The following is a 24573-nucleotide window of genomic DNA, read 5'->3' on the forward strand; positions in this document are numbered from 1 at the left end:
GGTACCCCTGGAGCGCCGCCATGAGCGTCATCACCCAGCCCACGGACCTGCTGCGCGCGCAGGACCCGCAGATGGCCGACGTACTGGCCGGGGAGCGGCAGCGGCAGGCCGACACGTTGCAGATGAGCGCCGCGGAGAACTTCACCTCGACCGCCGTGCTCGCCGCGCTCGGGTCCGCGCTCGCCAACAAGTACGCCGAGGGGTACCCCGGCGCCCGGCACCACGGCGGGTGCGAGTACGCCGATCTCGCCGAGCGGACCGCCGTGGAGCGGGCCAAGGCGCTCTTCGGGGCCGAGCACGCCAACGTACAGCCGCACTCCGGCTCCTCGGCGGTCCTGGCCGCGTACGCCGCCCTGCTGCGGCCGGGGGACACCGTGCTGGCGATGGGTCTCCCGTACGGCGGGCACCTCACCCACGGGTCGCCCGCCAACTTCTCCGGGCGGTGGTTCGACTTCGTCGGCTACGGCGTCGACGCCGCGACGGGCCTCATCGACTACCGGCAGGTCCAGCGCCTCGCCCACGCGCACCGCCCCAAGGCGATCGTGTGCGGCTCCATCTCCTACCCCCGCCACCCCGAGTACTCGGCCTTCCGGGAGATCGCCGACGAGGTCGGGGCCTATCTGATCGTGGACGCCGCCCATCCGATCGGGCTGGTGGCCGGCGGGGCCGCGCCCAGCCCCGTCCCGTACGCCGACGTCGTCTGCGCGACCACGCACAAGGTGCTGCGCGGCCCGCGCGGCGGCATGGTGCTGTGCGGCGCCGAATACGCGGAGCGCGTCGACCGGGCGGTGTTCCCCTTCACCCAGGGCGGGGCCCAGATGCACACCATCGCCGCCAAGGCCGTGGCCTTCGGCGAGGCGGCCCGGCCGGCCTTCACCACGTACGCGCACCGGGTCGTCGCCCATGCGCGGGTGCTGGCGGGCGCGCTCCAGGAGCACGGGTTCACCCTCACCACCGGCGGTACCGACACCCATCTGATCACCGCCGATCCGGCCCCGCTGGGCGTGGACGGTCCGACAGCCCGCGGCCGGCTGGCCGCCGCCGGGATCGTGCTGGACACCTGTGCCCTCCCGTACGGGGACCAGCGCGGCATCCGGCTGGGAACGGCCGCCGTGACCACCCAGGGGATGGGGGAGGCGGAGATGGTCCGGATCGCGGCGTTGTTCGCCGCGGCGCTGGACGGGGATGGCGTGAAAACGCGTACGGAGGTCGGCGAGCTCACGGCCGGATTTCCCCCTTACGGGGAGTAAGCGGGACAAGCGGGGCGTACTGGAACCGGGATGCGGTCCCCTCGCGTCCTCGAAGGAGGTGACATCGCAGCTAATGTGTGGGGCTGAGATGGCCGGCGATACATCTGGGGCAGCCCGTGCGTGAATATCTGCTGACGCTTTGCGTCACGGTCGCGGTGACCTACCTGCTGACCGGGCCCGTGCGGAAGTTCGCGATCGCGGCCGGGGCCATGCCGGAGATCCGCGCCCGCGACGTGCACCGCGAGCCCACACCGCGACTGGGCGGCATCGCCATGTTCGGCGGTCTCTGCGCCGGCCTGCTGGTCGCCGACCACCTGCGGAACCTCAACGGCGTCTTCGAGCTGTCGAACGAGCCGCGCGCGCTGCTCTCCGGCGCGGCGCTGATCTGGCTGGTCGGCGTCCTCGACGACAAGTTCGAGCTCGACGCCCTGATCAAGCTCGGCGCGCAGATGATCTCCGCCGGTGTGATGGTCATGCAGGGTCTGACCATCTTGTGGATCCCCGTCCCGGGCATCGGGACGGTGCCGCTCACCCAGTGGCAGGGCAACCTGCTCACCGTCGCCCTCGTCGTGATCACCATCAACGCCGTGAACTTCGTCGACGGCCTGGACGGCCTGGCCGCCGGCATGGTCTGCATCGCCGCCGCGGCGCTCTTCCTCTACGCGTACCGGATCTGGTTCGGCTACGGCATCGAGTCGGCGGCGCCCGCGACCCTCTTCGCCGCGATCCTGATGGGCATGTGCCTGGGCTTCCTGCCGCACAACATGCACCCCGCCCGGATCTTCATGGGCGACTCCGGCTCGATGCTCATCGGCCTGGTGCTGGCCGCCTCCGCGATCTCCCTCACCGGGCAGGTGGACCCGGACGCGCTCGCCCTCTTCGCGGGTGGTGAGCGCAACGCGACGCACGCGATGCTCCCCGCCTACATCCCGCTGATCCTGCCGCTGACGGTCATCGCGATCCCGATGGCGGACCTGGTCCTGGCCATCGTTAGGCGTACGTGGAAGGGCCAGTCGCCCTTCGCCGCCGACCGCGGGCACCTCCACCACCGGCTGCTGGAACTCGGGCATTCGCACAGCCGCGCGGTCATGATCATGTACTTCTGGTCGGGCCTGATCGCCTTCGGCACGGTGGCCTATTCCGTGCATTCCGCCACGATGTGGATCGTGCTGGCGATCGTCGCACTGAGTGCGGTCGGCCTGATCCTGTTGCTCCTGCCGCGCTTCACCCCGCGCGCCCCGCGTTGGGCGGAAGGTCTGGTTCCGCCGCGCTACCGCCATGCGGAACGGGCGGCCGAGGCTGCCGCACAGGACGCCTCGGGCCAGGAGCCGGAGCCCGTGAGGCCCATCGCCGCGGGCGTCTCCGGCGTCAACGGAGCGACCGCCGTGGGCCCCCGTTCGCGCTTCCCCGACCGGCGTAAGGCTGAATCCACCCGCTGACCCTCCGGTCACATGTCGGACATGGATGCCCTTTACCAGACAAGCCAGCTGCCTGTCGCGCACACACGCGCAGGGTCACTCTCATGTGTGACAGTCGGCACACCGAGCAGGTAAAGCTCTCATCAAATAGTTTGTGATACCGTTCACTAAACCCGGCGACAGAGCCGAAGGACCGTAGTGCGACGGCCCCTTGGCCCGAGGTTCTCTCTCGGACCGGGCTTACGCTCGTCCTGTACGAGTCCAGTGCCCCCACCACCACGCGGAGCAAACCGCCATGCGGTCAGATGACGTCCGACTCCTCCTGCAAGCCGCTGTACCCACAGCTGTAGCCGGCGCTATCGCCGCCGTGATCAGCGCGTTGGTCGTCGGCAGCAAGGGTGCAGTCGGAGCCGTCGTCGCGACGCTGGTCGTGATTCTGTTCATGGGCATCGGATTCGTCGTTCTGCAGCGCACGGCGAAATCACTTCCGCATCTCTTCCAGGCCATGGGGCTCATGCTCTATACGGCCCAGATCCTGCTGCTCTTCGTGTTTGTCGCGGCGTTCAAGAACACCACCCTGTTCAACCCCAAGGCGTTCGCGATCACGCTCGTCGCCACCACCCTGGTGTGGATCGGCGCGCAGACCCGTGCTCACATGAAGGCCAAGATTCTTTACGTCGAGCCGGACTCGGTGAAGGGCGACAAGCCCGAAAATCCGGGGCCGAAGTCGTGAAGGGTAGGGCCGGGATAAGTGGGCGTTCGAGATCCTGCTATCGTCCGGTGCCAACTGCGGCACTGCGGGCGCGGGCATCTGAGCTGACGCCTGTTCCATCGCGAGGCTCGATGCCTGACTGCCGCCCCACCATCCGTTACACCAGTCCAGTGCCGAACCGCGGCTGCGCGCCGCGCCGACACAACGAGGTTGCCGTACCTATGCGCCACGCTGAAGGAGCCCTGCGGTGAGTGCTGCTGACATGACGCTCGCCTTCGAGATCAATTGTCATTTCGAAGACGGCACTGGCTGCGGCTTCCCGGGCCCGACCCTGTACTCGTTCCTGTTCAAGCCGATCTTCGGCGACGACAGCGGCCTGTACTTCAACAAGACGATGCTGCTGGCCCTGCTGGGCTCGATCATCATCGTCGGCTTCTTCTGGGCCGCGTTCCGGAAGCCGAAGGTCGTCCCGGGCAAGCTGCAGATGGTCGCCGAGGCCGGCTACGACTTCGTGCGCCGCGGCATCGTCTACGAGACGATGGGCAAGAAGGAGGGCGAGAAGTACGTCCCCTTCATGGTCGCGACGTTCTTCTTCGTCTGGATGATGAACCTCTGGTCCATCATCCCGCTCGCCCAGTTCCCGGTGACCGCGGTCATCGCGTACCCGGCCGGTCTCGCCCTCGTCATCTACGTCATGTGGATGTCGGTGACCTTCAAGCGCCACGGCTTCGTCGGCGGCTTCAAGAACATCACCGGCTACGACAAGTCGCTCGGCGGGATCCTGCCGCTGGTCATGGTGATCGAGTTCTTCTCGAACGTCCTGGTCCGGCCCTTCACCCACGCGGTCCGACTGTTCGCGAACATGTTCGCCGGTCACACCCTGCTGCTGCTGTTCACCATCGCCAGCTGGTACCTGCTGAACGGGATCGGCATCGCCTACGCGGGCGTCTCGTTCGTCATGGTCATCGTGATGACCGCGTTCGAACTCTTCATCCAGGCTGTCCAGGCCTACGTCTTCGTGCTCCTGGCTTGCAGCTTCCTGCAGGGCGCGCTCGCCGAGCACCACTGAGCGCGACCCGCTCCAAGCAATCCCCCAGTCGTCCGGTGGCCAACCCCCACCGGTCCGTGAAAGAGAAGGAAGAACTGGCATGTCCCAGACCCTTGCTGCCGTCACCGGTTCCCTCAGCTCCGTGGGCTACGGCCTCGCGGCCATCGGCCCCGGCGTCGGCGTCGGCATCATCTTCGGTAACGGCACCCAGGCGCTCGCCCGTCAGCCCGAAGCTGCCGGTCTGATCCGCGCCAACCAGATCCTCGGCTTCGCCTTCTGTGAGGCGCTCGCCCTCATCGGTCTGGTCATGCCGTTCGTCTACAGCTGACGAACCCCACGACTAGTCCGAATCGACGAAAGGCACTGATGTGAACCTCCTGGTTCTCGCGGCCGAGGAGCCGGGTAACCCCCTCGTCCCGCCGATCCCCGAGCTCGTCATCGGTCTGCTCGCCTTCGTCATCGTCTTCGGTTTCCTCGCGAAGAAGCTCCTCCCGAACATCAACAAGGTTCTGGAAGAGCGCCGCGAGGCCATCGAGGGCGGTATCGAGAAGGCGGAATCCGCCCAGACCGAGGCCCAGAGCGTCCTGGAGCAGTACAAGGCCCAGCTCGCCGAAGCCCGGCACGAGGCCGCGCGCCTGCGCCAGGAAGCGCTGGAGCAGGGCACTGCGCTCAAGGAAGAACTGCGCGCAGAGGGCCAGCGGCAGCGTGAGGAGATCATCGCTGCCGGCCACGCCCAGATCGAGGCGGACCGCAAGGCCGCTTCCCAGGCGCTGCGCCAGGACGTGGGCAAGCTCGCCACCGACCTGGCCGGAAAGCTCGTCGGCGAGTCCCTTGAGGACCACGCCCGGCAGAGCCGCACCATCGACCGTTTCCTCAGCGAGCTCGAGGAGAAGGCCGAGGCGGCCCGATGAACGGAGCGAGCCGCGAGGCGCTGGCCTCCGCGCGTGAGCGTCTCGACGCGCTGACGGACAACACGTCCGTCGACGCGGCGAAGCTCGCCGGTGAGCTGGCTGCCGTCACTGCGCTGCTCGACCGTGAGGTCTCGCTGCGTCGGGTCCTGACCGACCCGGCGCAGTCCGGCGAGGCCAAGGCCGAGCTGGCCGGGCGGCTGCTCGGCGGCCAGGTCGGCGGGGAGACCCTCGACCTGGTGTCCGGCATGGTCCGGTCCCGCTGGTCGCAGTCCCGCGACCTGGTGGACTCGCTGGAGGAGCTGGCGGCCACCGCCGACCTCACGGCGGCCCAGCAGGGCGACGCGCTCGACAACGTCGAGGACGAGGTGTTCCGGTTCGGCCGGATCGTCTCCTCGAGCACCGAGCTGCGTTCCGCGCTGACCGACCGTGCGGCGACCGCCTCCGCCAAGAGCGAGCTGCTGCGCAGCCTGCTCGGCGGCAAGGTGAACGCCGTCACCGAGCGCCTGGTGATCCGTCTTGTCACGCACCCGCGTGGACGTAGCCTGGAAGCGGGACTCGAGTCCCTTTCCAAGCTCGCCGCCGAGCGCCGTGACCGCATGGTCGCCACCGTGACCAGCGCGGTTCCGCTCAGCGATGTGCAGAAGACGCGTCTCGGCGCGGTGCTGGCCAAGCTGTACGGCCGCCAGATGCACCTGAACCTCGACGTGGACCCCGAGGTCCTCGGCGGGATCTCGGTGCGAGTCGGCGACGAGGTCATCGACGGCACCATCGCGGACCGCCTCGCCGAGGCGTCGCGCCGCATGGCCGGCTGACCAGCCACCAATAGAACAGAAGCATTCCTAGCGGCCCGGTTGGGCCGTGCAGAACTTGCAGAAGATTCCTGGGGGTCGCCCCCAGACCCCTAAGAAGCTTCAGGCCCAACAAGGAGAGCAGGGAACCCAGATGGCGGAGCTCACGATCCGGCCGGAGGAGATCCGGGACGCACTGGAGAACTTTGTCCAGTCGTACCAGCCGGACGCGGCCTCGCGCGAGGAGGTCGGAACGGTCAGCGTTGCCGGCGACGGCATCGCGAAGGTGGAGGGTCTGCCCTCCGCCATGGCGAACGAGCTGCTGAAGTTCGAGGACGGCACCCTCGGTCTCGCCCTCAACCTCGAGGAGCGCGAGATCGGTGCGGTTGTCCTCGGCGAGTTCAGCGGTATCGAGGAGGGCCAGCCGGTGCAGCGCACCGGTGAGGTGCTCTCGGTCGGCGTCGGCGAGGGCTACCTCGGCCGCGTCGTCGACCCGCTCGGCAACCCGATCGACGGTCTCGGCGAGATCGCGACCGAAGGCCGTCGCGCCCTGGAGCTCCAGGCTCCTGGCGTCATGGTCCGCAAGTCCGTCCACGAGCCGATGCAGACCGGCTACAAGGCCATCGACGCCATGGTGCCGGTCGGTCGCGGTCAGCGTCAGCTGATCATCGGTGACCGTCAGACGGGTAAGACCGCTCTGGCCGTCGACACGATCATCAACCAGCGCGACAACTGGCGCTCGGGCGACGTGAACAAGCAGGTCCGCTGCATCTACGTCGCCATCGGCCAGAAGGGCTCGACCATCGCGTCCGTTCGCGGCGCCCTGGAAGACGCCGGTGCGCTCGAGTACACGACGATCGTCGCCGCCCCGGCGTCCGACCCGGCCGGCTTCAAGTACCTGGCGCCGTACACCGGTTCCGCCATCGGCCAGCACTGGATGTACGCCGGCAAGCACGTCCTGATCATCTTCGACGACCTGTCGAAGCAGGCCGACGCCTACCGCGCCGTGTCGCTGCTGCTGCGCCGCCCGCCGGGCCGCGAGGCCTACCCGGGTGACGTCTTCTACCTGCACTCCCGTCTGCTGGAGCGCTGCGCGAAGCTGTCCGACGACATGGGTGCCGGTTCGATGACCGGTCTGCCGATCGTCGAGACCAAGGCGAACGACGTGTCGGCGTTCATCCCGACCAACGTCATCTCCATCACCGACGGCCAGTGCTTCCTCGAGTCCGACCTGTTCAACGCGGGCCAGCGCCCGGCGCTGAACGTCGGTATCTCGGTCTCCCGCGTCGGTGGCTCCGCCCAGCACAAGGCCATGAAGCAGGTTTCCGGCCGTCTGCGCCTGGACCTGGCCCAGTACCGCGAGCTGGAGGCGTTCGCCGCCTTCGGTTCCGACCTGGACGCCGCGTCGAAGGCTTCGCTGGAGCGCGGCAAGCGTCTGGTCGAGCTGCTGAAGCAGGGCCAGTACCAGCCGATGCCCGTCGAGGAGCAGGTCGTCTCCGTCTGGGCCGGTACCACCGGCAAGATGGACGACGTCCCGGTCGCCGACATCCGTCGCTTCGAGTCGGAGCTGCTGGAGCACCTGCGCCGCGAGCGCAAGGACCTCCTCACCTCCATCGCCGAGGGCGGCAAGATGTCGGACGACACCCTGACGTCGATCGCGGACGCCATTGCTTCCTTCAAGCGCCAGTTCGAGACCTCGGACGGCAAGCTCCTGGGCGAGGACGCACCGGCCGTCAACGTCTCCAAGTGACGACGGAAGGGACCTGACTCATGGGAGCGCAGCTCCGGGTCTACAAGCGTCGCATCCGTGCCATCACGGCGACCAAGAAGATCACCAAGGCGATGGAGATGATCGCCGCCTCGCGCATCGTCAAGGCGCAGCGCAAGGTGGCGGCATCGATGCCGTACGCGACCGAGCTCACCCGTGCGGTGACCGCGGTGGCGACCGGCTCGAACACCAAGCACGCCCTGACCACCGAGGCCGAGGCGCCGACCCGTGCCGCGATCGTGCTCATCACGAGCGACCGCGGTCTGGCCGGCGGCTACTCCTCGAACGCCATCAAGCAGGCGGAGCGGCTCACCGAGCGGCTGCGCGGCGAGGGCAAGGAGGTCGACACCTACATCGTCGGCCGTAAGGGGCTGGCCTACTACGGCTTCCGCGAGCGCAAGGTCGCGGATTCGTGGACCGGCTTCACCGACAGCCCGGCCTACGCCGACGCCAAGCGCGTCGCGGGGCCGCTGATCGAGGCCATCCAGCTGGAAACGGCCGAGGGTGGCGTCGACGAGCTGCACATCGTCTACACGGAATTCGTGTCGATGATGACGCAGAACCCGGTCGACGGCCGGATGCTGCCGCTCAGCCTTGACCAGGCTCCGGAGGAGACCAGCACGAAGGGCGAGATCCTTCCGCTGTTCGACTTCGAGCCGTCGGCGGAGGACGTCCTCGACGCCCTGCTGCCGCGCTACGTCGAGAGCCGCATCTACAACGCACTGCTGCAGTCGGCCGCTTCCGAGCACGCCGCCCGCCGCCGCGCGATGAAGGCGGCGACCGACAACGCCGGAGAGCTCATCAAGAGCCTCTCCCGGCTTGCCAACGCGGCCCGCCAGGCCGAAATCACCCAGGAAATCAGCGAGATCGTCGGTGGCGCGAGCGCCATGGCTGACGCGACCGCGGGGAGTGACAAGTAATGACGACCACTGTTGAGACGGCCGCCGCCACGGGCCGCGTCGCCCGGGTCATCGGCCCGGTCGTCGACGTGGAGTTCCCCGTCGACGCCATGCCCGAGATCTACAACGCCCTCAAGGTCCAGGTCACCGACCCGGCCGAGGACGGCGCGCTCAAGACCCTGACCCTCGAGGTCGCGCAGCACCTGGGTGACGGCCTCGTCCGTACCATCTCGATGCAGCCGACCGACGGCCTGGTCCGCCAGGCCCCGGTGACCGACACGGGCGAGGGCATCACCGTCCCCGTCGGTGACTTCACCAAGGGTAAGGTGTTCAACACCCTCGGTGAGGTGCTGAACTACCCGGAGGAGAACGCCAACGTCACCGAGCGCTGGCCGATCCACCGCAAGGCGCCCCGCTTCGACGAGCTCGAGTCGAAGACCGAGATGTTCGAGACCGGCGTCAAGGTCATCGACCTCCTCACCCCGTACGTCAAGGGTGGAAAGATCGGTCTGTTCGGTGGTGCCGGTGTCGGCAAGACCGTTCTGATCCAGGAAATGATCTACCGCGTCGCCAACAACCACGACGGTGTGTCGGTGTTCGCGGGCGTCGGTGAGCGTACCCGTGAGGGCAACGACCTCATCGAGGAAATGGCCGACTCCGGCGTCATCGACAAGACGGCGCTCGTCTTCGGCCAGATGGACGAGCCGCCGGGCACGCGTCTTCGCGTCGCGCTCGCCGGTCTGACCATGGCGGAGTACTTCCGCGATGTGCAGAAGCAGGACGTGCTCTTCTTCATCGACAACATCTTCCGGTACACCCAGGCGGGTTCCGAGGTGTCGACCCTGCTCGGCCGCATGCCCTCCGCGGTGGGTTACCAGCCGAACCTGGCCGACGAGATGGGTCTCCTCCAGGAGCGCATCACCTCGACCCGTGGTCACTCGATCACCTCGATGCAGGCGATCTACGTCCCCGCGGACGACCTGACCGACCCGGCGCCGGCGACCACCTTCGCCCACCTCGACGCGACGACGGTTCTCTCCCGTCCGATCTCCGAGAAGGGCATCTACCCGGCCGTGGACCCGCTGGACTCGACGTCCCGCATCCTCGACCCGCGGTACATCGCGGCGGACCACTACGCCACGGCGATGCGCGTCAAGGGGATCCTGCAGAAGTACAAGGACCTCCAGGACATCATCGCGATCCTCGGTATCGACGAGCTGGGCGAGGAGGACAAGCTCGTTGTCCACCGTGCCCGTCGCGTCGAGCGCTTCCTGTCGCAGAACACCCACGTGGCGAAGCAGTTCACCGGCGTGGACGGTTCGGACGTTCCGCTCGACGAGTCGATCACCGCGTTCAACGCGATCTGCGACGGTGACTACGACCACTTCCCCGAGCAGGCGTTCTTCCTGTGCGGTGGCATCGAGGACCTGAAGGCCAACGCCAAGGAGCTGGGCGTCTCCTGATCCGGCGCGCTCCTCACGGAGCGCATCCGGTTCGCAGGCCGCCGGCGAAGGCCGACGCCGTCTGCAGACGGAGAGGGGCGGGTGTGTCCCGTCCCTCTCCCCACGCCCATTAGAATTTGACCCAACACCCGGCCGACCCGCCGGGTGGTGACCCGAGGAGCCACCTTGGCTGCTGAGCTGCACGTCGAGCTGGTCGCGGCGGACCGCAATGTCTGGTCCGGCGAGGCCACCCTTGTTGTCGCCCGCACCACGTCCGGCGACATCGGCGTCATGCCCGGTCACCAGCCGCTTCTCGGTGTGCTGGAATCGGGCCCGGTGACCATCCGTACCAGCGACGGCAACACCGTCGTCGCCGCGGTGCACGGCGGTTTCATCTCGTTCGCGGACAACAAGCTGTCCCTGCTGGCCGAGATCGCCGAGCTCGCGGACGAGATTGACGTCCAGCGTGCGGAGCGGGCACTGGAGCGCGCGAAGGCGGAGGCCGATGCGGCCGCCGAGCGTCGCGCTGATGTCCGGCTGCGCGCCGTAACGGGCTGAACGCCCGTCGGAGTTTGATCGTTTGAGTCCCGGGGGGCGACCTCCGGGACCCGACAGACCTCAGCCGCGGTCCGTGCTGGAATTTTCCAGACCGGGTCGCGGCTGAGGCGATGCAGGTCCTCCCCCAGACTCCGTCTGGGAGGGGCCCCCGTTTCTCATGTGTATTCGATGAGCGAGGAGGTCGGTGAAGATGCTCCTCGCTCTGCTTGTGAGCGGCCTGGTCGTCATCCTGGTGGTGATCGGGCTGTTTGTCTTCGGGTTGCGCCGCAGACTCATCCAGCGGTCCGGCGGCACCTTCGACTGCAGCATGCGCTGGGGCGTGTCCGAGGAGCCCGACATCTCCGGCAAGGGCTGGGTGTACGGGGTCGCGCGCTACAGCGGTGACCGGATCGAGTGGTTCCGGGTGTTCTCGTACTCCCCGCGCCCGCGGCGGCTGCTGGAGCGCTCCTCCATCGAGGTCGTCGCCCGCCGTGCCCCGGAGGGCGAGGAGGAGCTGGCGCTGCTCTCCGACGCCGTCGTGCTTGGCTGCCTCCACCGGGGGACCCGCCTGGAGCTGGCGATGAGCGAGGACGCGCTGACCGGGTTCCTCGCGTGGCTGGAGGCGGCGCCCCCCGGCCAGCGGGTGAACGTGGCCTAGCCGGTACGCCGAGAAGCCGGGGAGACGGGGGCGGACCCGTCTCCCCGGCTTCGGTCCTTATTGCAGCCCGGTGTGGATCGCGTTCGCGAGTTCACCGTTGGTGGTGTCGCCGCTGAACTCCCAGAAGAAGGCCCCCTTGAGGCCCTGCTGCTTGGCCCAGGTCATCTTCCCGGCGATCGTGGCGGGGGTGTCGTAGCTCCACCAGTTGCTGCCGCACTTGGCGTAGGCCGTGCCGGCGACCGTGCTGGTCGCCGGGCAGCTGGTCTTGAGCACCTTGTAGTCCTCGATGCCCTGCTCGTACGTGCCCGGCGCGGGCCCGGTGGCGGTGCCGCCGGGGGCCGCCTGGGTCACTCCGGTCCAGCCGCGGCCGTAGAAGCCGATGCCGAGGTTGAGCTTGGCGCCGGCGACGCCCTTGGCCTTGAGCTTGGCGATGGCGTCGGCCGAGTTGAAGCCGGCCTGCGGGATGCCCGCGTAGGAGGTGAGCGGGGAGTGCGGGGCCGTCGGGCCCTGGGCCGCCCAGGCACCGAAGAAGTCGTACGTCATGACGTTGTAGAAGTCGACGTACTGCGCGGCGCCCGCGTAGTCGGCCTTGTCGATCTTGCCGCCGTCCGAGGCGTCGGCGGTGATGGCCGCGGTGACCAGGTTGTTCGCGCCGAACCGGGCCTTCACGGCCTGCATCAGGTTCTTGAAGGCGGCCGGGCCGCTGGTGTCGCAGGACAGGCCGCAGGCGTTCGGGTACTCCCAGTCCAGGTCGATGCCGTCGAAGACGTCGGCCCAGCGCGGGTCCTCGACCAGGTTGTAGCAGGACTGGGCGAAGGCCGTCGGGTTGGCGGCGGCCTGCGGGAAGCCGCCGGACCAGGTCCAGCCGCCGAAGGACCACAGGATCTTGATGTTGGGGTAGGCCTTCTTCAGCTTGCGCAGCTGGTTGAAGCTGCCGCGCAGCGGCTGGTCCCACGTGTCGGCGACGCCGTCGACGCTCTGGTCGGCGGTGTAGGCCTTGTCGTAGTCGGCGTAGGCGTCCCCGATGGTGCACTGGCCGTTCTGGACGTTGCCGAAGGCGTAGTTGATGTGGGTGATCTTGCCCGCGGTGCCGGAGGTGACCAGGTTCTTCACGTGGTAGTTGCGGCCGTAGACGCCCCAGTTGGTGAAGTAGCCGAGCTTGACCTTGCCGCCCGGGTCCGGGGGGATGACCCCGCCGGTCGTGGTGACCGTGGTGGAGCCGGAGGAGGGGCCCGTCTGGTCGATGGTGTCGCGGGCGGTGACGCTGTACGTGTACGTCGTGCCCTTGGTCAGGCCAGAGTCGGCGTAGCTGGTCCCGGTGACCGTGGCGATCTTGGCGGAGCCCCGGTAGACGTCGTAGTTCTTGACGCCCTTGTCGTCGGTGGCCGGGGTCCAGGTCAAGGTGAGCGAGGTGTCGGCGACGTTGCTCGCGGTGGGGGTGCCGGGAGCGGTGGGGGGAGCGTCGCCGGGCGGAGTGGTGCCGTCGCAGGAGGCGCCGTTGATCTTGCACCCGCTCGGGGCGCCGGCGCCGGCGCCGTTGAAGCCGAAGCTGGCGCTCGCGCCGGGGGCGAGGGTGCCGTTCCAGCCGAGGTTCTTGGCGGTCCAGTGGGTGCCCGAGCTGGTGACGGTGGCGTCCCAGGCGGAGGTGACCGAGGTGCCCGCCGGGTAGTCCCACTCCACGGTCCAGCTGCTGAGGGTGGTGGTGCCGGTGTTCTTCACCACCCACTTGCCCTCGAAGCCGGAGCCCCAGTCGGAGACCTTGGTGTACGTCGCCGTCGCGGCTGCGGCTGCCTGGGCCGGTCCGGCCAGTGCGACGAGGCCGGTGACGGGCAGGGCGAGCGCGGCCACGATCGCCGCGACGCGGTGGAAGAGCCGGGTGCGCCCGGTGCGGGGTGGGGATGCTGTGCTCAAGGGTGATCCTCCGTAGGTCCGTCGCGGTCGTGGGGCCGACTGCGACATGGGGGTGGGACCTGCGCCGCCCGTGAGCACGCTTTGTCATGGCACGCTCACCACAGTGTTGCGGCGAGCGTAGAAAGGTCTGGACCAACCGTCAAGAGGTCCAGACCGGTGCGCGCCTACGTGCCTATATCCCCAACTCCTGCGCCAGCACGGCCGCTTGGAGCCTGCTGCGCAGCTCCAGCTTGCCGAGCAACCGGCTGACGTGCGTCTTGGCCGTCGCCTCCGCCATCTCCAGGCGCACGGCGATCTCCGCGTTCGACAGGCCCTCGCCCAGCGCGCTCAGCACCTCCCGCTCCCGCCGGGTGAGAGAGGCGACCGCCGCGGCCCGCTCCGGCGCCGGGGCGGGCCGCGCCGGGCGGGGCGCCGCGAACTCCGCGATCAGCCGCCTGGTCACCGCCGGGGAGATCAGCCCCTCCCCGCGCGCGACGGTCCGTACCGCCGCGATCAGCTCCGCGGCGTCCGCGTTCTTCAGCAGGAAGCCCGCGGCCCCCGCGCGCAGCGCCCCGAAGACGTACTCGTCGAGGTCGAAGGTGGTCAGCACCAGGACGTCGGCCAGGCCCTCCGAGACCACCTGACGGGTCGCGGACACCCCGTCGAGCCGGGGCATCTGCACGTCCATGAGGACGAGATCCGGCCGTAGCTCCCGGGCCAGGCGCACCGCTTCCTCGCCGTCGCCCGCCTCGCCCACCACCTCCACGTCGCCCGCGCTGCGCAGGATGAGCACCAGCCCGGCCCGGACCGCGCCCTGATCCTCCGCCACCACCACCCGAATGGTCATGCCTCCACCGCTTTCTCCTCCGCGGGCAGTGTCGCCCGCACCTGCCAGACCGCACCGGACCGCCCCGCCGTGAACTCCCCGCCCAGCAGCTCCGTCCGCTCCCGCATGCCGATCAGCCCGGCTCCCGAGCCCGGGGCGCGGGGCCCGGGCCGATCCCCGAAGGGCGAGTCCACCCCCACGGTCAGCAGCCCGTCGGCGTGCGCCACGCGGACGGTGACGGTGCCCGGGGCGGCGTGCTTGAGGGCGTTGGTCAGCGACTCCTGGACGATCCGGTACGCGGCGAGTTCCACGGGCGCCGCCGCAGGCTCCCCGGAGGGGCGGTCGTCGTGGAGCGCGAACGTCAGCCCGCTGGCCGAGCCGTTGGTCCTGGCCTGCCCGAGCAGGGCCTCCAGGCCGTCCAACGAGGGCACGGCGACCGGCTCCGTGTCGCCGCCGGCGTCCCGCAGCAGCCCGATCAGCCGACGCATTTCGGCCAGTCCCTGCACGCTGTTCTCGCGGATCACCCCGAGCGCGTCCCGGCTGGTCGCGGCCGTGTCGATGGAGAGCGCGGCGGTGGAGTGGATGGCGATGGCGGAGAGGTGGTTGGCCACCATGTCGTGCAGCTCGCGGGCCATCCGGGCGCGCTCGGCAGCCACGGCCTGGCTGCGGTCCATCTCGGCCAACAGCGCGGTCTGCTCGGCGCGCAGCCGCGCGGCCTCGGCGGCCTCGCGGTGGTTGCGCAGGGTGGCGCCGGTCAGGGCCGGGCCGAAGCTCACGATGCCGGTGATCGCGCCGATCAGCAGGGCCTGCGGGACGCGCAGCCAGGCCAGCGACGCGATGGTGACCACGAGGGTGACCATGCCGGTGGTGATCGGGAGCCGCCGGGCCATGGCCGGCTTCCCGTACACGACGGCGGCGTACATCAGGTCGGTGAAGATCACGACGGTGGCGAGGCTACCGACGGTGAGCTGGTCGACGATCACCCCGATGGTGCCGACGGTCAGGGTCAGATTCGGCTTGGTGCGGCGCAGCAGCTCCATCGAGCCGAGGACCACGAGCGGGACCAGGGCCGCCCAGGCCGGCAGGAAGCCCCGGCCGGGGCTGCTGTAGACGCCGAGCGACCAGAAGACCAGGCCCGCGGCCGTGCTGACCACCGCGAGGAAGACGTCGTCACGGTGGGGGCGCAGGCTCTTCTCGGTCACGTTCCCATCCAACAGGGTGCACGGGCCCCGCACGTCGGCAGGCAGGCCGAGGTTCGGGTACATCGAACGATGCAGGCCCACATGGTCAATGGAGACGACGTATCGGACCCGGCAGGACGGGAGCCTGGAAGGGAACGGAGAACCCGAGCGGACGGAGAGTCCCATGATCGTCGCGCTGATCATCGCCTGCGAGGTCGGCTTCTGGGTACTGCTGGCGGCCGGACTGGCGCTGCGGTACCTCGCGAAGATGCCCGGGCTGGGGGCGGCGGTCCTGCTGTGCGAGCCGCTGATGGAGCTGATCCTGCTGGTCGTCACCACGGTCGACCTCAAGAACGGGGCGGAACCCGACTGGAAGCACGGTGTCGCGGCGCTCTACATCGGCTACACCGTGGCCTACGGCCACTACACGATCAAGTGGCTCGACGGGCACGCCGCGTACCGCCTGGCCGGCGGGCCCAAGCCGGTCGGCGCCGGCTACGGCAAGGCGCGGGCCGTCCACGAGTGGAAGCTGTGGGCCCGCACCGTCCTCGGCGCGGCCGTTGCCCTCGGCCTGCTCCAGGCGGCGATCTGGCACGTGGGCGACACAGGCGACGTCAGCTCGCTGCAGGGCTGGCAGTTCGCCGCCCTGCGGGTGGTCGGGATCCACGCCCTGGTCGCCGCGGCGTACACGGTCTGGCCGAGCAAGCCCCCGGCCGTCCCGGACGCCGCCGCCGAGGAACGCAGGCTCGCCCGGACCGACGGTTAGGCGGTGTCACGCCGGTCGGGCCGCGGGCCCGGACCGACCGGCGGTACCCCCGCTCAGCGCTCGCCGCCCGGCACCCACAACACGTCCCCGACCTCCTTGTTGGCCACCCGGGCCAGGATGAACAGGAGGTCGGAGAGCCGGTTCAGGTAGGTGGCGGTCAGCGGGTTCATCACCTCGCCGTGCACCTCCAGCGCCGCCCAGGTCGAGCGCTCGGCGCGGCGGACCACGGTGCAGGCCTGGTGGAGCAGGGCCGCGCCGGGGGTGCCGCCGGGGAGGATGAAGCTGCGCAGCTTCTCCACCTGCTCCAGGAAGAGGTCGCAGTCCGCCTCCAGCTTGTCCACGTAGAACTGCTCCACGCGCAGCGGCGGGTACTCCGGGTTCTCGACCACCGGGGTGCACAGGTCCGCTCCGACGTCGAACAGGTCGTTCTGCACGCGGACCAGGACCTTCACCACGTCCGCCGACAGCCCGCCGAGCGCGATCGCCGTCCCGATGGCCGCGTTGGCCTCGTTGGCGTCGGCGTACGCGGAGATCCGCAGGTCGGTCTTGGCGGTACGGCTCATGTCGCCCAGAGCGGTCGTGCCCCGGTCGCCGGTACGGGTGTAGATGCGCGTGAGGTTCACCATGCGGCCAGGGTAGACGGCCCCGCCGGGGAAAATCCGGGCGAGGTCGCCGCTGTCCGCGTACGGTCCGAGGGGGCCGTGGGAGCCCCGGGAACGGGGGAGCGGCCACGTGGCCGACGCGTACTACACCTGGCGGCTGGCAGAGGCCGCCCAGCAGATCGACCTCCTGGCGGGCTTCCTGGCGACCCGGCACGCACCGGGCCCGGACCACCACCTCGCCGAACCGGCCGAGTGCGCCCGGGACGGGCGCGCGGCCGTGGCCGCCGGGCGGCTGGGGGAGGCCCTCGACCGCGTCGACGACCTGCGCGAGCACGCCGCCCGCTGGGCGGAGCATCCGCACCATCCGGGCGAACCGGGCGCCGCCGAACACGACGCGCGTGTCTGGGACTACGCCAAGGACATGCTGCGCGCGGAGCACGCGCCCGCGCGGGCGTACCTCCCCGCGGCCCGCGACATCCTCGCGCGGCTCCGCTTCCTGCAACGGGAGATCCATACCTGCCCGCACGCGGACGCGCAGGCCGGGGCCGACGCGCACTACCTCGCGGGCCGGGGCGCCATGGCCGTCGAAATCGGGCATCTCGGGGCCGCGCGCAAGGAGCTGCGGCGACTGCGCGCACTGGCCGAGAAGTGCCCCGGGGCCGACGGTGCGTGAACTGGACGGCCGGGCAGGGCTGCTGGGCCGTACCGGTGTGATGTCCGTCATCTGAGACGTGACGCGTGTTACTTCACGGTCACACCGCACCGCCCGGGCGCTAGTCTCCGCCGGAGTGACTACGTGACTGTGCCGTAGGGAAACGAGGGGTGTGTAGTGGCTGGGAAGCTCGCCGTCATCGGTGCCGGACTCATGGGTTCCGGAATCGCGCAGGTCTCCGCTCAGGCGGGTTGGGACGTCGTGCTCCGCGACGTCACCGAAGCCGCGCTGACCCGTGGCACGGACGGAATCAAGGCCTCCTACGACAAGTTCGTCTCCAAGGGGAAGCTGACGGCGGAGGACGCCGAGGCGGCGCTCGCCCGCATCACCACCACCACGGACCTCGACGCGGTCGCCGACGTCGACATCGTGGTGGAGGCGGCCTTCGAGAAGATCGAGATCAAGCACGAGATCTTCCGCGCCCTGGACAAGATCGTCCGCGAGGACGCGATCCTCGCCTCCAACACCTCCGCCATCCCGATCACGAAGATCGCGGCCGTGACGGAGCGTCCGGAGCGGGTCGTCGGCGCCCACTTCTTCTCGCCCGTTCCGATGATGCAGCTGTGCGAGCTCGTGCGCGGCTACAAGACGAGCGACGAAACCCTCGCCGCCACCCGCGCGTTCGCCGAGTCCGTCGGCAAGACCTGCATCGTCGTCAACCGCGACGTCGCCGGCTTCGTGACGACCCGTCTGATCTCCGCGCTGGTCGTCGAGGCCGCAAAGCTGTACGAGTCGGGCGTGGCCTCCGCCGAGGACATCGACATCGCCTGCAAGCTCGGCTTCGGTCACGCCATGGGCCCGCTGGCCACCGCCGACCTCACGGGCGTCGACATCCTGCTGCACGCCACCAGCAACATCTACACCGAGTCCCAGGACGAGAAGTTCGCCCCGCCGGAGCTCATGCGCCGGATGGTGGACGCGGGGGACTTTGGGCGCAAGAGCGGCCAGGGCTTCTACAAGCACTGAGGCCTGGCCCTGCCACGGAGCGCCACCGTTCGAATGCCTTCACCCCTAAGGGTGAATTAAGTATCGGTTCGCTCACGGTCGGCAACTTCCCTGCCCGCGCGGCAGTCAGTTGCAGTGAGAGTTGCCGACCACGGACCAGTCGGACCATACGTACGCAGTACTGCCGGGAGTACACATGCACATCAGGGGCGACCACGCCGAACTCGCTGTCGGGGGCCGCCTCGACGTGCGCAGCGCGGCGGACGCCCGTACGGCCCTCCACTCCGCCCTCGATGACGGCCAGGGCGATCTCGTGCTCGACCTCACCGGGCTCGACTCCTGGGACGCGACCGGTCTCGGCGTGATCATGGGAGCGCACCGCCGCGCCGGCCGGACCGGCCGGCGCCTGGTCCTGCGCGGCGTGCCGCCGCAGATGCAGCGGCTGCTCGTCGCGACCCGGCTGCACCGGATCCTCGCGATCGAAGGCGGCCTGGAAGCCGAGTCCCTGCCCCGCGTCTGACCGGCACCCCGCTGACCTCCGCATTCCCGGCGGAAACGTAACGGTCCGGTGGTGATCGCACCCCTGCGGTTTCCCGCACGACCGGCCACCGTCTAGGGTTCGGGCGGAAACCGGACCGGTGGCGACAGCGGGTGCGCGAAGGCCGGGCGGTACGACGGCGAGGCGCGCGGCCCGCGATCGGGGGACTGGGTCATGGACCGTACACACGGGCAGACCGAACAGCACGAGCAGCCCACGGGCGGCTCCGCGCCCGTGGCGCCCACGGTCTCCGCGACGCCCGCGGCGGCCTGGCCCGCACGGGTCGTCAGCCTGACCGCGGGCGGGTTCGCCCTCACCGTCAACCCGGTCGACGGCAGCGAGATCGAACCGCTGCGCCCCGGCACCGAGCCGGCCCGACCCGCCAAGCGCACCGAGGCCGCCCGCGCGGCCCGTGCCACCGCCGCCCGGCCGCCCGCACTGCCGGGCCCGGCCGCGCCCGCCCGCCCCCTGCTGGAGCGCGAGGAGGAGTGCGAACGGCTGGTGCGGCTGCTGGGCCGGGGCCGGTCCGTACGCCTGACCGGGCCCTCGGGGTCCGGCCGCAGCGCACTGCTCGACGCGGTCGCCGACCGGTGCGCGGGCCTCGCGCCCGACGGCGTCGTACGGCTCAGCGGATACGGGCACCAGCAGCCCGGCGAACTGCTCCACGCCCTCTACGCGACCGTGTACGAGGCCGAGCAGCAGCGCCCCGGACGGGCCGAGCTCCTGGCCCGCGTACGGGAGATAGGCGCCGTCGTCCTCCTGGACGACCTGGAGATGGGCGGGACCGCCCTCGACGAGCTGATGCGCGCCACCCCCGAATGCGCCTACCTGCTGGCCGGGACCCCCGACACCCGGGCCCCCTCCGACGACTCGCACGTCGAGGAGGTCTTCCTCGGCGGACTGGGCAAGGCCGACTGCCTGGAACTGCTGGAAGCGGGCGTCGGACGACCGCTGACGGACGAGGAGGCCGCCTGGGCGGGGGACCTGGGCTTCGCCTCCGAGGGGCTGCCCCTGCGCTTCGTACAGGCCGCCGCGCTGCTGCGGCAGCGGGACGAGCTCAACCACAGCGACGAGGACGACGAGGAGGAGGAGCCCGGCGTCTTCGAAGGGCGCCCGCGCGACGCCGTGCACGTACCGCTGCCGACCCTCGCCGAGGCCGCCGCCCCGGCAGAGCTGCTGGCCTCGCGGGTCAGCGAGTCGGCGCGCGCGGCCCTGCGCATCGCGTGCGCGCTCGGCGGCGAACTCCCGCACCACGCGCACCTGCCCGCGCTGGTGGGGGACACCCACGCCGACACGGCGGTGGCGGAGCTGCTGGCCTGCGGCCTGCTGACGCCCGTCGGGACGCGGTACCGGCTGGCGTCCGGCGTCGCACGACAGCTGGAGGAGGTCGGCTACGGGGACACCGCGCCGGAGGCGGCCCGCACGGCCGCCCGGCACTACGCCTGGTGGACCGGGCACGCCTCGGTGGTCCCGGAGCGGGTCGCGGCGGAGGCGGACGCGGTGCTGGCGGCACTGGCCGGAGCGGACGTGGTCGCGGCGGTGCTGCTGGCGCGCACGGCGGCTCCGGCGTTCGCGGCCTCGCTGCACTGGGAGGCCTGGGAGCGTGTGCTGCGCTCGGGAGCGGAGGCCGCGCGCAAGGCCGGAGAGGTCGCCGAGCAGGCGTACTTCCACCACGAGCTCGGGGTGCTGGCCCTGTGCGAAGAGCGCCTGGACCGGGCACGGGCCGAGCTGGAGACCTCGATCGGGCTGCGGGGCGCCCTGGCCGACAAGCGGGGCACGGTCGCCGGGCGGCGGGCGCTCGCGCTCGTCGTCGACCAGGAGACGGCGGGGGCAGCCGCATCACCCCCGCTGCGTCTGGAGGCGCCGGTCGCTGCTGCCGCGGCCGGGGAGGCCGTGACGGTGGCCACGCCGGCCGCCGCGGCACCCAAGGCCGCCCCCGCGCCCATGACGGCCCCCTTGCCCACGACGTCCCCGGCGGCCTCCGAGGCGCCCACGAGCAAGGTGCCCCCCGTGGCTCCCGGAGCCCGGGTCGCCCCCGTGGCCCCGGTATCCGCCGAGGCCGTGACCCGGATGACCCCGGTCGTGCCGGTGACCGGCCGCTCGGACGCGCCCACGACGCTGTCCGAGGTCTTCGAGGACGCCTTCCCGCTGAATCCGAAGCCCGCCCCGCCCGCACCGCCCGCCGCGCCCCGGCCCACCACCGCACCGACCCCGTCCCCCGGCCGTCGCCGGCTCGTCCTGCTGGCCGGCGCGGGCGCACTGGCGGTGGTGGCGCTGGGGACGGCCGTGAGCCTCGCCCTGAGCTCCTCGGACAGCGCGCCCCCGGAGCAGGGACCGGCGGTGTCCGCCACCCCCACGGTCACGGAGTCCACCACGACCACCGTGAACAGCGGGAACGATCCTGCACCGGAGCCGCCCGTATCGGCCCCGCCGGCGGAAACCTCCGCGCCCGGGCAGAGCGCCGCCCCGACCCCGGGCCGCAGCCCCGCCCGGACCCCGTCGCGCCGCCCGTCCCCGACGCCGCCCAAGTCCCCGCCGGCGACGCCCGTTTCGCCCGCGCCGACCAGCGCGGAGCCCTCGCCGACCCCGACGGGGACCGGCGAGCCCACGCCGACGGCCACCGCCACCCAGACGGGTACGGCCGTCTCACCGGTCACGGAGCAGTGAACGACAACGGCTCCGTCCCTCGGGACGGAGCCGTTGTGCGGAGCGCGGCGGAGTATCAGAACAGGCGGAGCTTGTCGTCCTCGATGCCGCGCAGCGCGTTGTAGTCCAGGACCACGCAGTCCATGCCGCGGTCCGTCGCCAGGACCTTCGCCTGCGGCTTGATCTCCTGGGCCGCGAAGACACCCCGGACCGGGGCCAGGTGCGGGTCGCGGTTGAGGAGTTCGAGGTAGCGCGTCAGCTGCTCGACACCGTCGATCTCGCCGCGGCGCTTGATCTCCACGGCCACCGTCGCGCCCGAGGCGTCCCGGCACAGGATGTCCACCGGGCCGATCGCCGTCATGTATTCGCGCCGGATCAGCGTGTAGCCCTCGCCCAGCGTTTCGATGCGGTCCGCGAGCAGTTCCTGGAGGTGCGCCTCGACGCCGTCCTTGATGAGCCCCGGGTCGGTGCCGAGCTCGTGGGAGGAGTCGTGGAGGACTTCCTCCATGGTGATGATGAGCTTCTCGCCCGCCTTGTTGATGACCGTCCAGATGTTGGCCTCATCACCGCTCCCCTCCTTGAGGGTGCACGGCGGCGACATCCAGTTGAGCGGTTTGTACGCTCGGTCGTCCGCGTGGATCGAGACACTGCCGTCGGCCTTCACGAGGATCAGACGGGGTGCCGAGGGCAGATGGGCGGTGAGCCGGCCCGCATAGTCGACGGAGCAGCGGGCGATGACGAGACGCATGGTCGGCAACGCTACTCGACGAGAAGGCCTTCACGCGATTCGCCCCTGAAAGCCCCGTTCGCCGATGGCGCGTTGTATGCGCATTCTCCTGGTGCGTCACCGATGGGACGCCTACCGTGGTGAGCGGGAGGTTGTCGAGCGTGCACTCTGCGTCGCGACCTCCTTCCCTGCCCGTAAGACTCCGGCAACCCAAACGGCCGGGGTCGCGAGAGGAGAACCCATGTCGCTCGACGTCTCACCGGCCCTACTCGAACAGGCCGAGCGAGGCGAGGTCGACGAAGCCGCTTTCGTCGACTGCGTCCGGACCTCCCTGCCCTTCGCCTGGGAGATGATCAGCTCGCTGGTGGCTCAGCTGAAGGTGGACGGCGGAGAGTTCGCCGACAACCAGACGCCGCCCCCGGACGAGCAGGCGCGGGGGCAGCTGCTGCGCGCCCTCGCGAGTGACGCGATACGCGGTGCGCTGCAGCGGCACTTCGGAGTGCGCCTGGCATTCCAGAACTGCCACCGGGTGGCGGTGTTCCCGCTGGATTCCTCGGTGGACGACCGGCTGGCCAAGTTCACTTCGATCCGCGGTCAGCTGCTCAACCAGTCGCCCGAGCTGCGCGACTGCTAGGCCCTGCCGGCCGTGTCCGGGCCGCCTCTTTCGGATCATGCCGTTCGGGCGTGATCCGAAAGAAACGTCCAGGTGGGGCCGGCAGCTCTCAGCCGAGGCGGGGAAGGACCTCGACGCCGAGCCGGCGTACGTTCTCCTCCGTCGCGGCAAGATCGCCCGAGCCCTCCGTCAGGAAGGCGAAGCGCGTGATGCCCGTCCGTGCCGACGTGGCCGCCAGTCGGTCCGCCGCCACCTGCGGGGTGCCCACCGGGTGCAGGTCGCACAACAGTTCCGTGTAGGCGACCGGATCCCGCATCGCGCGCGCCCGACCGTCCACCGTCACATGCGCGTCGAGGCCCTGCTTGAGCCAGCCCGGCATCGCCTTCAGCAGGGTCTCGCGCGCGTCCGCCGTACGGTCCGCGATCTGGCACACCCCGGCGGAGACGTGCCCGGCGTCCACCACCTGCTCGTGCGAGTGGCCCGCCGCCAGCGCCGTGCTGCGCCACAGCGCGATCATCTCGGCCTTCGTGTCGTCCCCACAGTGCATCCCGAGGAGCATCGGCAGCCCGCGCTCCGCGGCCATCCGCACCGACGCCGGCGAGGTGCAGGCCACGATGACCTCGGGCCCCGCCGCGTCCCCGTCCAGGGCCTCCGAGGGGCGGGGCACGACGGCCACCTCGCGGAACCCGTACCGCTCGCCGGCGGCGCCCACCCGCGCCTCCGTCAGCCAGCGCCGCAGCAGGTCCAGGGCCTCCGGGAAGCCGTTCTCGTAACTGTCCAGGCCGCCCCCGAACACCTCCAGGTCGATCCAGGGCCCGCCGCGGCCCACCCCGAGGGTGAACCGGCCGCCCGAGGTCATGTGCAGCAGGGCCGCCTGCTCCCCGAGCGCCACCGGGTGCGTGCTCGGCAGCACGCTCACCGCCGTGGCCACCCGCAGCCGCCGGGTCCGACCCAGCAGCAGGGCCGCCAGGGTCACCGCCGAGGGACAGACCCCGTAGGGGACGAAGTGGTGCTCGGCGAGCCAGACCGAGTCGAGCCCGGCCTCCTCTGCCACGTCGGCGGTCCGCACCGCCCGGTGCAGTGCCTCTCCCTGTCCCTGGCCCGGGAACTGGGCCGCCAGTACAAACGCTCCTACGCGCATCGCCTTTATCCTCCTCGCGGCTGACGCGGCCTCCCCCAGGTGGACCGGTTCTTCCTATGGCAACAACGTCTGACACGTGCCAAAGGCACGGGCTGACACGAAAGTTATTGGGATTGTCGGGCCATTCCTCTCGCGCGGCCGCCTTCCTCAGCAACCCTGCGGGTACCCGGCCTCGCTGCGCGTAGTCTGGGAGAAAGTCACTGCCGTCCGCCCATCCGTGAGGTATACGTGTCACCGCGCAACAACCGCCCCAGGGGCGGCGAGACCCCGGACGAACGCCCGAGCACCGGCCTCGACCGCTACGGGCTGGAGCGCACGGAGGAGTACCAGGGCGAGGACTGGAAGGTCCGGCACGTGGCCGGCGCGAGCGCGGTGGGCAAGCGCTACCGCTGCCCCGGCTGCGACCAGGAGATCCCCTCCGGCACCCCGCACCTGGTGGCCTGGCCCGAATACGGCGGCGTGGACGACCGCCGGCACTGGCACAAGGCCTGCTGGAACGCGAAGGACCGCCGCACCTCGAAGGTGCAGCGGTCCCGCAACGCGCCGCGGTACTGA

At 70.4% G+C, this 24573-nt stretch carries 25 protein-coding genes; 19 read left to right on the plus strand and 6 right to left on the minus strand.

Annotation, left to right across the window (positions count from 1 at the left end; all coding sequences use genetic code 11):
* The first annotated feature begins 20 nt into the window (after positions 1 to 20).
* The 12 genes from glyA to ACIQK6_RS15700 all read left to right on the plus strand — a co-directional run bounded on the left by glyA (position 21) and on the right by ACIQK6_RS15700 (position 11431).
* Complete coding sequence (gene glyA, locus ACIQK6_RS15645; protein ID WP_402694961.1) at positions 21 to 1250, plus strand: serine hydroxymethyltransferase; 1230 nt, start codon at positions 21 to 23, stop codon at positions 1248 to 1250.
* 116 nt (positions 1251 to 1366) lie between these two features.
* Positions 1367 to 2689 carry an MraY family glycosyltransferase gene (locus tag ACIQK6_RS15650; protein WP_329099006.1) on the plus strand — a complete coding sequence of 441 codons (1323 nt, stop codon included), beginning with the start codon at positions 1367 to 1369 and terminating at the stop codon, positions 2687 to 2689.
* Between the two features lie 274 nt (positions 2690 to 2963).
* Positions 2964 to 3401 (plus strand): hypothetical protein, encoded by a 438-nt coding sequence (locus tag ACIQK6_RS15655; RefSeq protein ID WP_030386956.1) that lies wholly within the window; start codon positions 2964 to 2966, stop codon positions 3399 to 3401.
* A gap of 241 nt (positions 3402 to 3642) precedes the next feature.
* A complete protein-coding gene (gene atpB, locus ACIQK6_RS15660; protein WP_052873741.1) occupies positions 3643 to 4449 on the plus strand; it encodes a F0F1 ATP synthase subunit A in 807 nt (268 codons plus the stop codon).
* 79 nt (positions 4450 to 4528) lie between these two features.
* Entirely contained in the window at positions 4529 to 4756 is a 228-nt protein-coding gene (gene atpE, locus ACIQK6_RS15665) for an ATP synthase F0 subunit C (protein ID WP_030386954.1), read from the plus strand.
* Positions 4757 to 4796: 40 nt separating this feature from the next.
* Positions 4797 to 5339 (plus strand): F0F1 ATP synthase subunit B, encoded by a 543-nt coding sequence (locus ACIQK6_RS15670; RefSeq protein WP_052873740.1) that lies wholly within the window; start codon positions 4797 to 4799, stop codon positions 5337 to 5339.
* Positions 5336 to 6151: a F0F1 ATP synthase subunit delta gene (locus ACIQK6_RS15675; RefSeq protein ID WP_327416468.1), complete on the plus strand. Its 816-nt coding sequence runs from the start codon at positions 5336 to 5338 to the stop codon at positions 6149 to 6151. Before ACIQK6_RS15670 ends, ACIQK6_RS15675 begins: the two co-directional genes overlap by 4 nt.
* Before the next feature lie 130 nt (positions 6152 to 6281).
* On the plus strand, positions 6282 to 7877 hold the full coding sequence (gene atpA / locus ACIQK6_RS15680; protein ID WP_329099005.1) for a F0F1 ATP synthase subunit alpha: 1596 nt from the start codon (positions 6282 to 6284) through the stop codon (positions 7875 to 7877).
* A 20-nt stretch (positions 7878 to 7897) separates the two neighbouring features.
* Positions 7898 to 8815, plus strand: a complete 918-nt coding sequence (locus tag ACIQK6_RS15685; RefSeq protein WP_329099004.1) for a F0F1 ATP synthase subunit gamma — start codon at positions 7898 to 7900, stop codon at positions 8813 to 8815.
* A complete protein-coding gene (gene atpD / locus ACIQK6_RS15690; RefSeq protein ID WP_314244063.1) occupies positions 8815 to 10257 on the plus strand; it encodes a F0F1 ATP synthase subunit beta in 1443 nt (480 codons plus the stop codon). Before ACIQK6_RS15685 ends, atpD begins: the two co-directional genes overlap by 1 nt.
* Before the next feature lie 165 nt (positions 10258 to 10422).
* A complete protein-coding gene (locus tag ACIQK6_RS15695) occupies positions 10423 to 10794 on the plus strand; it encodes a F0F1 ATP synthase subunit epsilon (protein WP_030008701.1) in 372 nt (123 codons plus the stop codon).
* 190 nt (positions 10795 to 10984) lie between these two features.
* The gene (locus ACIQK6_RS15700; RefSeq protein WP_030008702.1) at positions 10985 to 11431 is read left to right on the plus strand and encodes a DUF2550 family protein; all 447 of its coding nucleotides are present in this window, start codon (positions 10985 to 10987) and stop codon (positions 11429 to 11431) included.
* 57 nt (positions 11432 to 11488) lie between these two features.
* On the opposite strand, the gene ACIQK6_RS15705 is transcribed toward ACIQK6_RS15700, so the two are convergent.
* From ACIQK6_RS15705 to ACIQK6_RS15715, 3 genes are all read right to left on the minus strand, one after another.
* Positions 11489 to 13390: a glycoside hydrolase family 18 chitinase gene (locus tag ACIQK6_RS15705; protein ID WP_329099003.1), complete on the minus strand. Its 1902-nt coding sequence runs from the start codon at positions 13388 to 13390 to the stop codon at positions 11489 to 11491.
* Between the two features lie 124 nt (positions 13391 to 13514).
* Entirely contained in the window at positions 13515 to 14168 is a 654-nt protein-coding gene (locus ACIQK6_RS15710) for a response regulator transcription factor (protein ID WP_329099002.1), read from the minus strand.
* The gene (locus ACIQK6_RS15715; protein ID WP_402694962.1) at positions 14165 to 15349 is read right to left on the minus strand and encodes a sensor histidine kinase; all 1185 of its coding nucleotides are present in this window, start codon (positions 15347 to 15349) and stop codon (positions 14165 to 14167) included. The genes ACIQK6_RS15710 and ACIQK6_RS15715 overlap by 4 nt, the downstream gene beginning before the upstream one ends.
* Before the next feature lie 163 nt (positions 15350 to 15512).
* On the opposite strand from ACIQK6_RS15715, the gene ACIQK6_RS15720 reads away from it, so the two are divergent.
* On the plus strand, positions 15513 to 16094 hold the full coding sequence (locus tag ACIQK6_RS15720; protein WP_329099000.1) for a hypothetical protein: 582 nt from the start codon (positions 15513 to 15515) through the stop codon (positions 16092 to 16094).
* A 53-nt stretch (positions 16095 to 16147) separates the two neighbouring features.
* On the opposite strand, the gene ACIQK6_RS15725 is transcribed toward ACIQK6_RS15720, so the two are convergent.
* Entirely contained in the window at positions 16148 to 16720 is a 573-nt protein-coding gene (locus ACIQK6_RS15725) for a cob(I)yrinic acid a,c-diamide adenosyltransferase (protein ID WP_329098999.1), read from the minus strand.
* A 106-nt stretch (positions 16721 to 16826) separates the two neighbouring features.
* Here ACIQK6_RS15725 and ACIQK6_RS15730 point away from each other — a divergent pair, with 106 nt between their 5' ends.
* From ACIQK6_RS15730 to ACIQK6_RS15745, 4 genes are all read left to right on the plus strand, one after another.
* On the plus strand, positions 16827 to 17369 hold the full coding sequence (locus ACIQK6_RS15730; RefSeq protein ID WP_329098998.1) for a hypothetical protein: 543 nt from the start codon (positions 16827 to 16829) through the stop codon (positions 17367 to 17369).
* A gap of 156 nt (positions 17370 to 17525) precedes the next feature.
* Positions 17526 to 18374, plus strand: coding sequence for a 3-hydroxyacyl-CoA dehydrogenase family protein (locus tag ACIQK6_RS15735; protein WP_329098997.1), 849 nt, complete (start codon positions 17526 to 17528; stop codon positions 18372 to 18374).
* Positions 18375 to 18549: 175 nt separating this feature from the next.
* Entirely contained in the window at positions 18550 to 18873 is a 324-nt protein-coding gene (locus ACIQK6_RS15740; RefSeq protein WP_030764081.1) for an STAS domain-containing protein, read from the plus strand.
* Between the two features lie 192 nt (positions 18874 to 19065).
* On the plus strand, positions 19066 to 21558 hold the full coding sequence (locus ACIQK6_RS15745; protein ID WP_329098996.1) for an ATP-binding protein: 2493 nt from the start codon (positions 19066 to 19068) through the stop codon (positions 21556 to 21558).
* Positions 21559 to 21613: 55 nt separating this feature from the next.
* Here ACIQK6_RS15745 and nucS read toward each other — a convergent pair whose 3' ends face one another.
* The gene (gene nucS / locus ACIQK6_RS15750; protein ID WP_030720861.1) at positions 21614 to 22285 is read right to left on the minus strand and encodes an endonuclease NucS; all 672 of its coding nucleotides are present in this window, start codon (positions 22283 to 22285) and stop codon (positions 21614 to 21616) included.
* 220 nt (positions 22286 to 22505) lie between these two features.
* Here nucS and ACIQK6_RS15755 point away from each other — a divergent pair, with 220 nt between their 5' ends.
* Entirely contained in the window at positions 22506 to 22898 is a 393-nt protein-coding gene (locus ACIQK6_RS15755) for an SCO5389 family protein (RefSeq protein WP_150259400.1), read from the plus strand.
* Between the two features lie 88 nt (positions 22899 to 22986).
* Here ACIQK6_RS15755 and ACIQK6_RS15760 read toward each other — a convergent pair whose 3' ends face one another.
* Positions 22987 to 24018: an LLM class flavin-dependent oxidoreductase gene (locus ACIQK6_RS15760; RefSeq protein ID WP_329098995.1), complete on the minus strand. Its 1032-nt coding sequence runs from the start codon at positions 24016 to 24018 to the stop codon at positions 22987 to 22989.
* A gap of 228 nt (positions 24019 to 24246) precedes the next feature.
* Here ACIQK6_RS15760 and ACIQK6_RS15765 point away from each other — a divergent pair, with 228 nt between their 5' ends.
* Entirely contained in the window at positions 24247 to 24573 is a 327-nt protein-coding gene (locus ACIQK6_RS15765; protein WP_329098994.1) for an ATP/GTP-binding protein, read from the plus strand.

The organism is Streptomyces sp. NPDC091682, assembly GCF_044756625.1.
GTDB lineage: Bacteria > Actinomycetota > Actinomycetes > Streptomycetales > Streptomycetaceae > Streptomyces.

Bases quoted from the DNA above. Each gene is read 5' to 3' on its own strand.
- glyA (WP_402694961.1), top strand. From the start codon at position 21: ATGAGCGTCATCACCCAGCCCACGGACCTGCTGCGCGCGCAGGACCCG.
- ACIQK6_RS15655 (WP_030386956.1), top strand. From the start codon at position 2,964: ATGCGGTCAGATGACGTCCGACTCCTCCTGCAAGCCGCTGTACCCACA.
- atpB (WP_052873741.1), top strand. From the start codon at position 3,643: ATGACGCTCGCCTTCGAGATCAATTGTCATTTCGAAGACGGCACTGGC.
- atpE (WP_030386954.1), top strand. From the start codon at position 4,529: ATGTCCCAGACCCTTGCTGCCGTCACCGGTTCCCTCAGCTCCGTGGGC.
- ACIQK6_RS15675 (WP_327416468.1), top strand. From the start codon at position 5,336: ATGAACGGAGCGAGCCGCGAGGCGCTGGCCTCCGCGCGTGAGCGTCTC.
- atpA (WP_329099005.1), top strand. From the start codon at position 6,282: ATGGCGGAGCTCACGATCCGGCCGGAGGAGATCCGGGACGCACTGGAG.
- ACIQK6_RS15685 (WP_329099004.1), top strand. From the start codon at position 7,898: ATGGGAGCGCAGCTCCGGGTCTACAAGCGTCGCATCCGTGCCATCACG.
- atpD (WP_314244063.1), top strand. From the start codon at position 8,815: ATGACGACCACTGTTGAGACGGCCGCCGCCACGGGCCGCGTCGCCCGG.
- ACIQK6_RS15700 (WP_030008702.1), top strand. From the start codon at position 10,985: ATGCTCCTCGCTCTGCTTGTGAGCGGCCTGGTCGTCATCCTGGTGGTG.
- ACIQK6_RS15705 (WP_329099003.1), bottom strand. From the start codon at position 13,390: ATGTCGCAGTCGGCCCCACGACCGCGACGGACCTACGGAGGATCACCC.
- ACIQK6_RS15710 (WP_329099002.1), bottom strand. From the start codon at position 14,168: ATGACCATTCGGGTGGTGGTGGCGGAGGATCAGGGCGCGGTCCGGGCC.
- ACIQK6_RS15720 (WP_329099000.1), top strand. From the start codon at position 15,513: ATGATCGTCGCGCTGATCATCGCCTGCGAGGTCGGCTTCTGGGTACTG.
- ACIQK6_RS15725 (WP_329098999.1), bottom strand. From the start codon at position 16,720: ATGGTGAACCTCACGCGCATCTACACCCGTACCGGCGACCGGGGCACG.
- ACIQK6_RS15740 (WP_030764081.1), top strand. From the start codon at position 18,550: ATGCACATCAGGGGCGACCACGCCGAACTCGCTGTCGGGGGCCGCCTC.
- ACIQK6_RS15745 (WP_329098996.1), top strand. From the start codon at position 19,066: ATGGACCGTACACACGGGCAGACCGAACAGCACGAGCAGCCCACGGGC.
- nucS (WP_030720861.1), bottom strand. From the start codon at position 22,285: ATGCGTCTCGTCATCGCCCGCTGCTCCGTCGACTATGCGGGCCGGCTC.
- ACIQK6_RS15755 (WP_150259400.1), top strand. From the start codon at position 22,506: ATGTCGCTCGACGTCTCACCGGCCCTACTCGAACAGGCCGAGCGAGGC.
- ACIQK6_RS15760 (WP_329098995.1), bottom strand. From the start codon at position 24,018: ATGCGCGTAGGAGCGTTTGTACTGGCGGCCCAGTTCCCGGGCCAGGGA.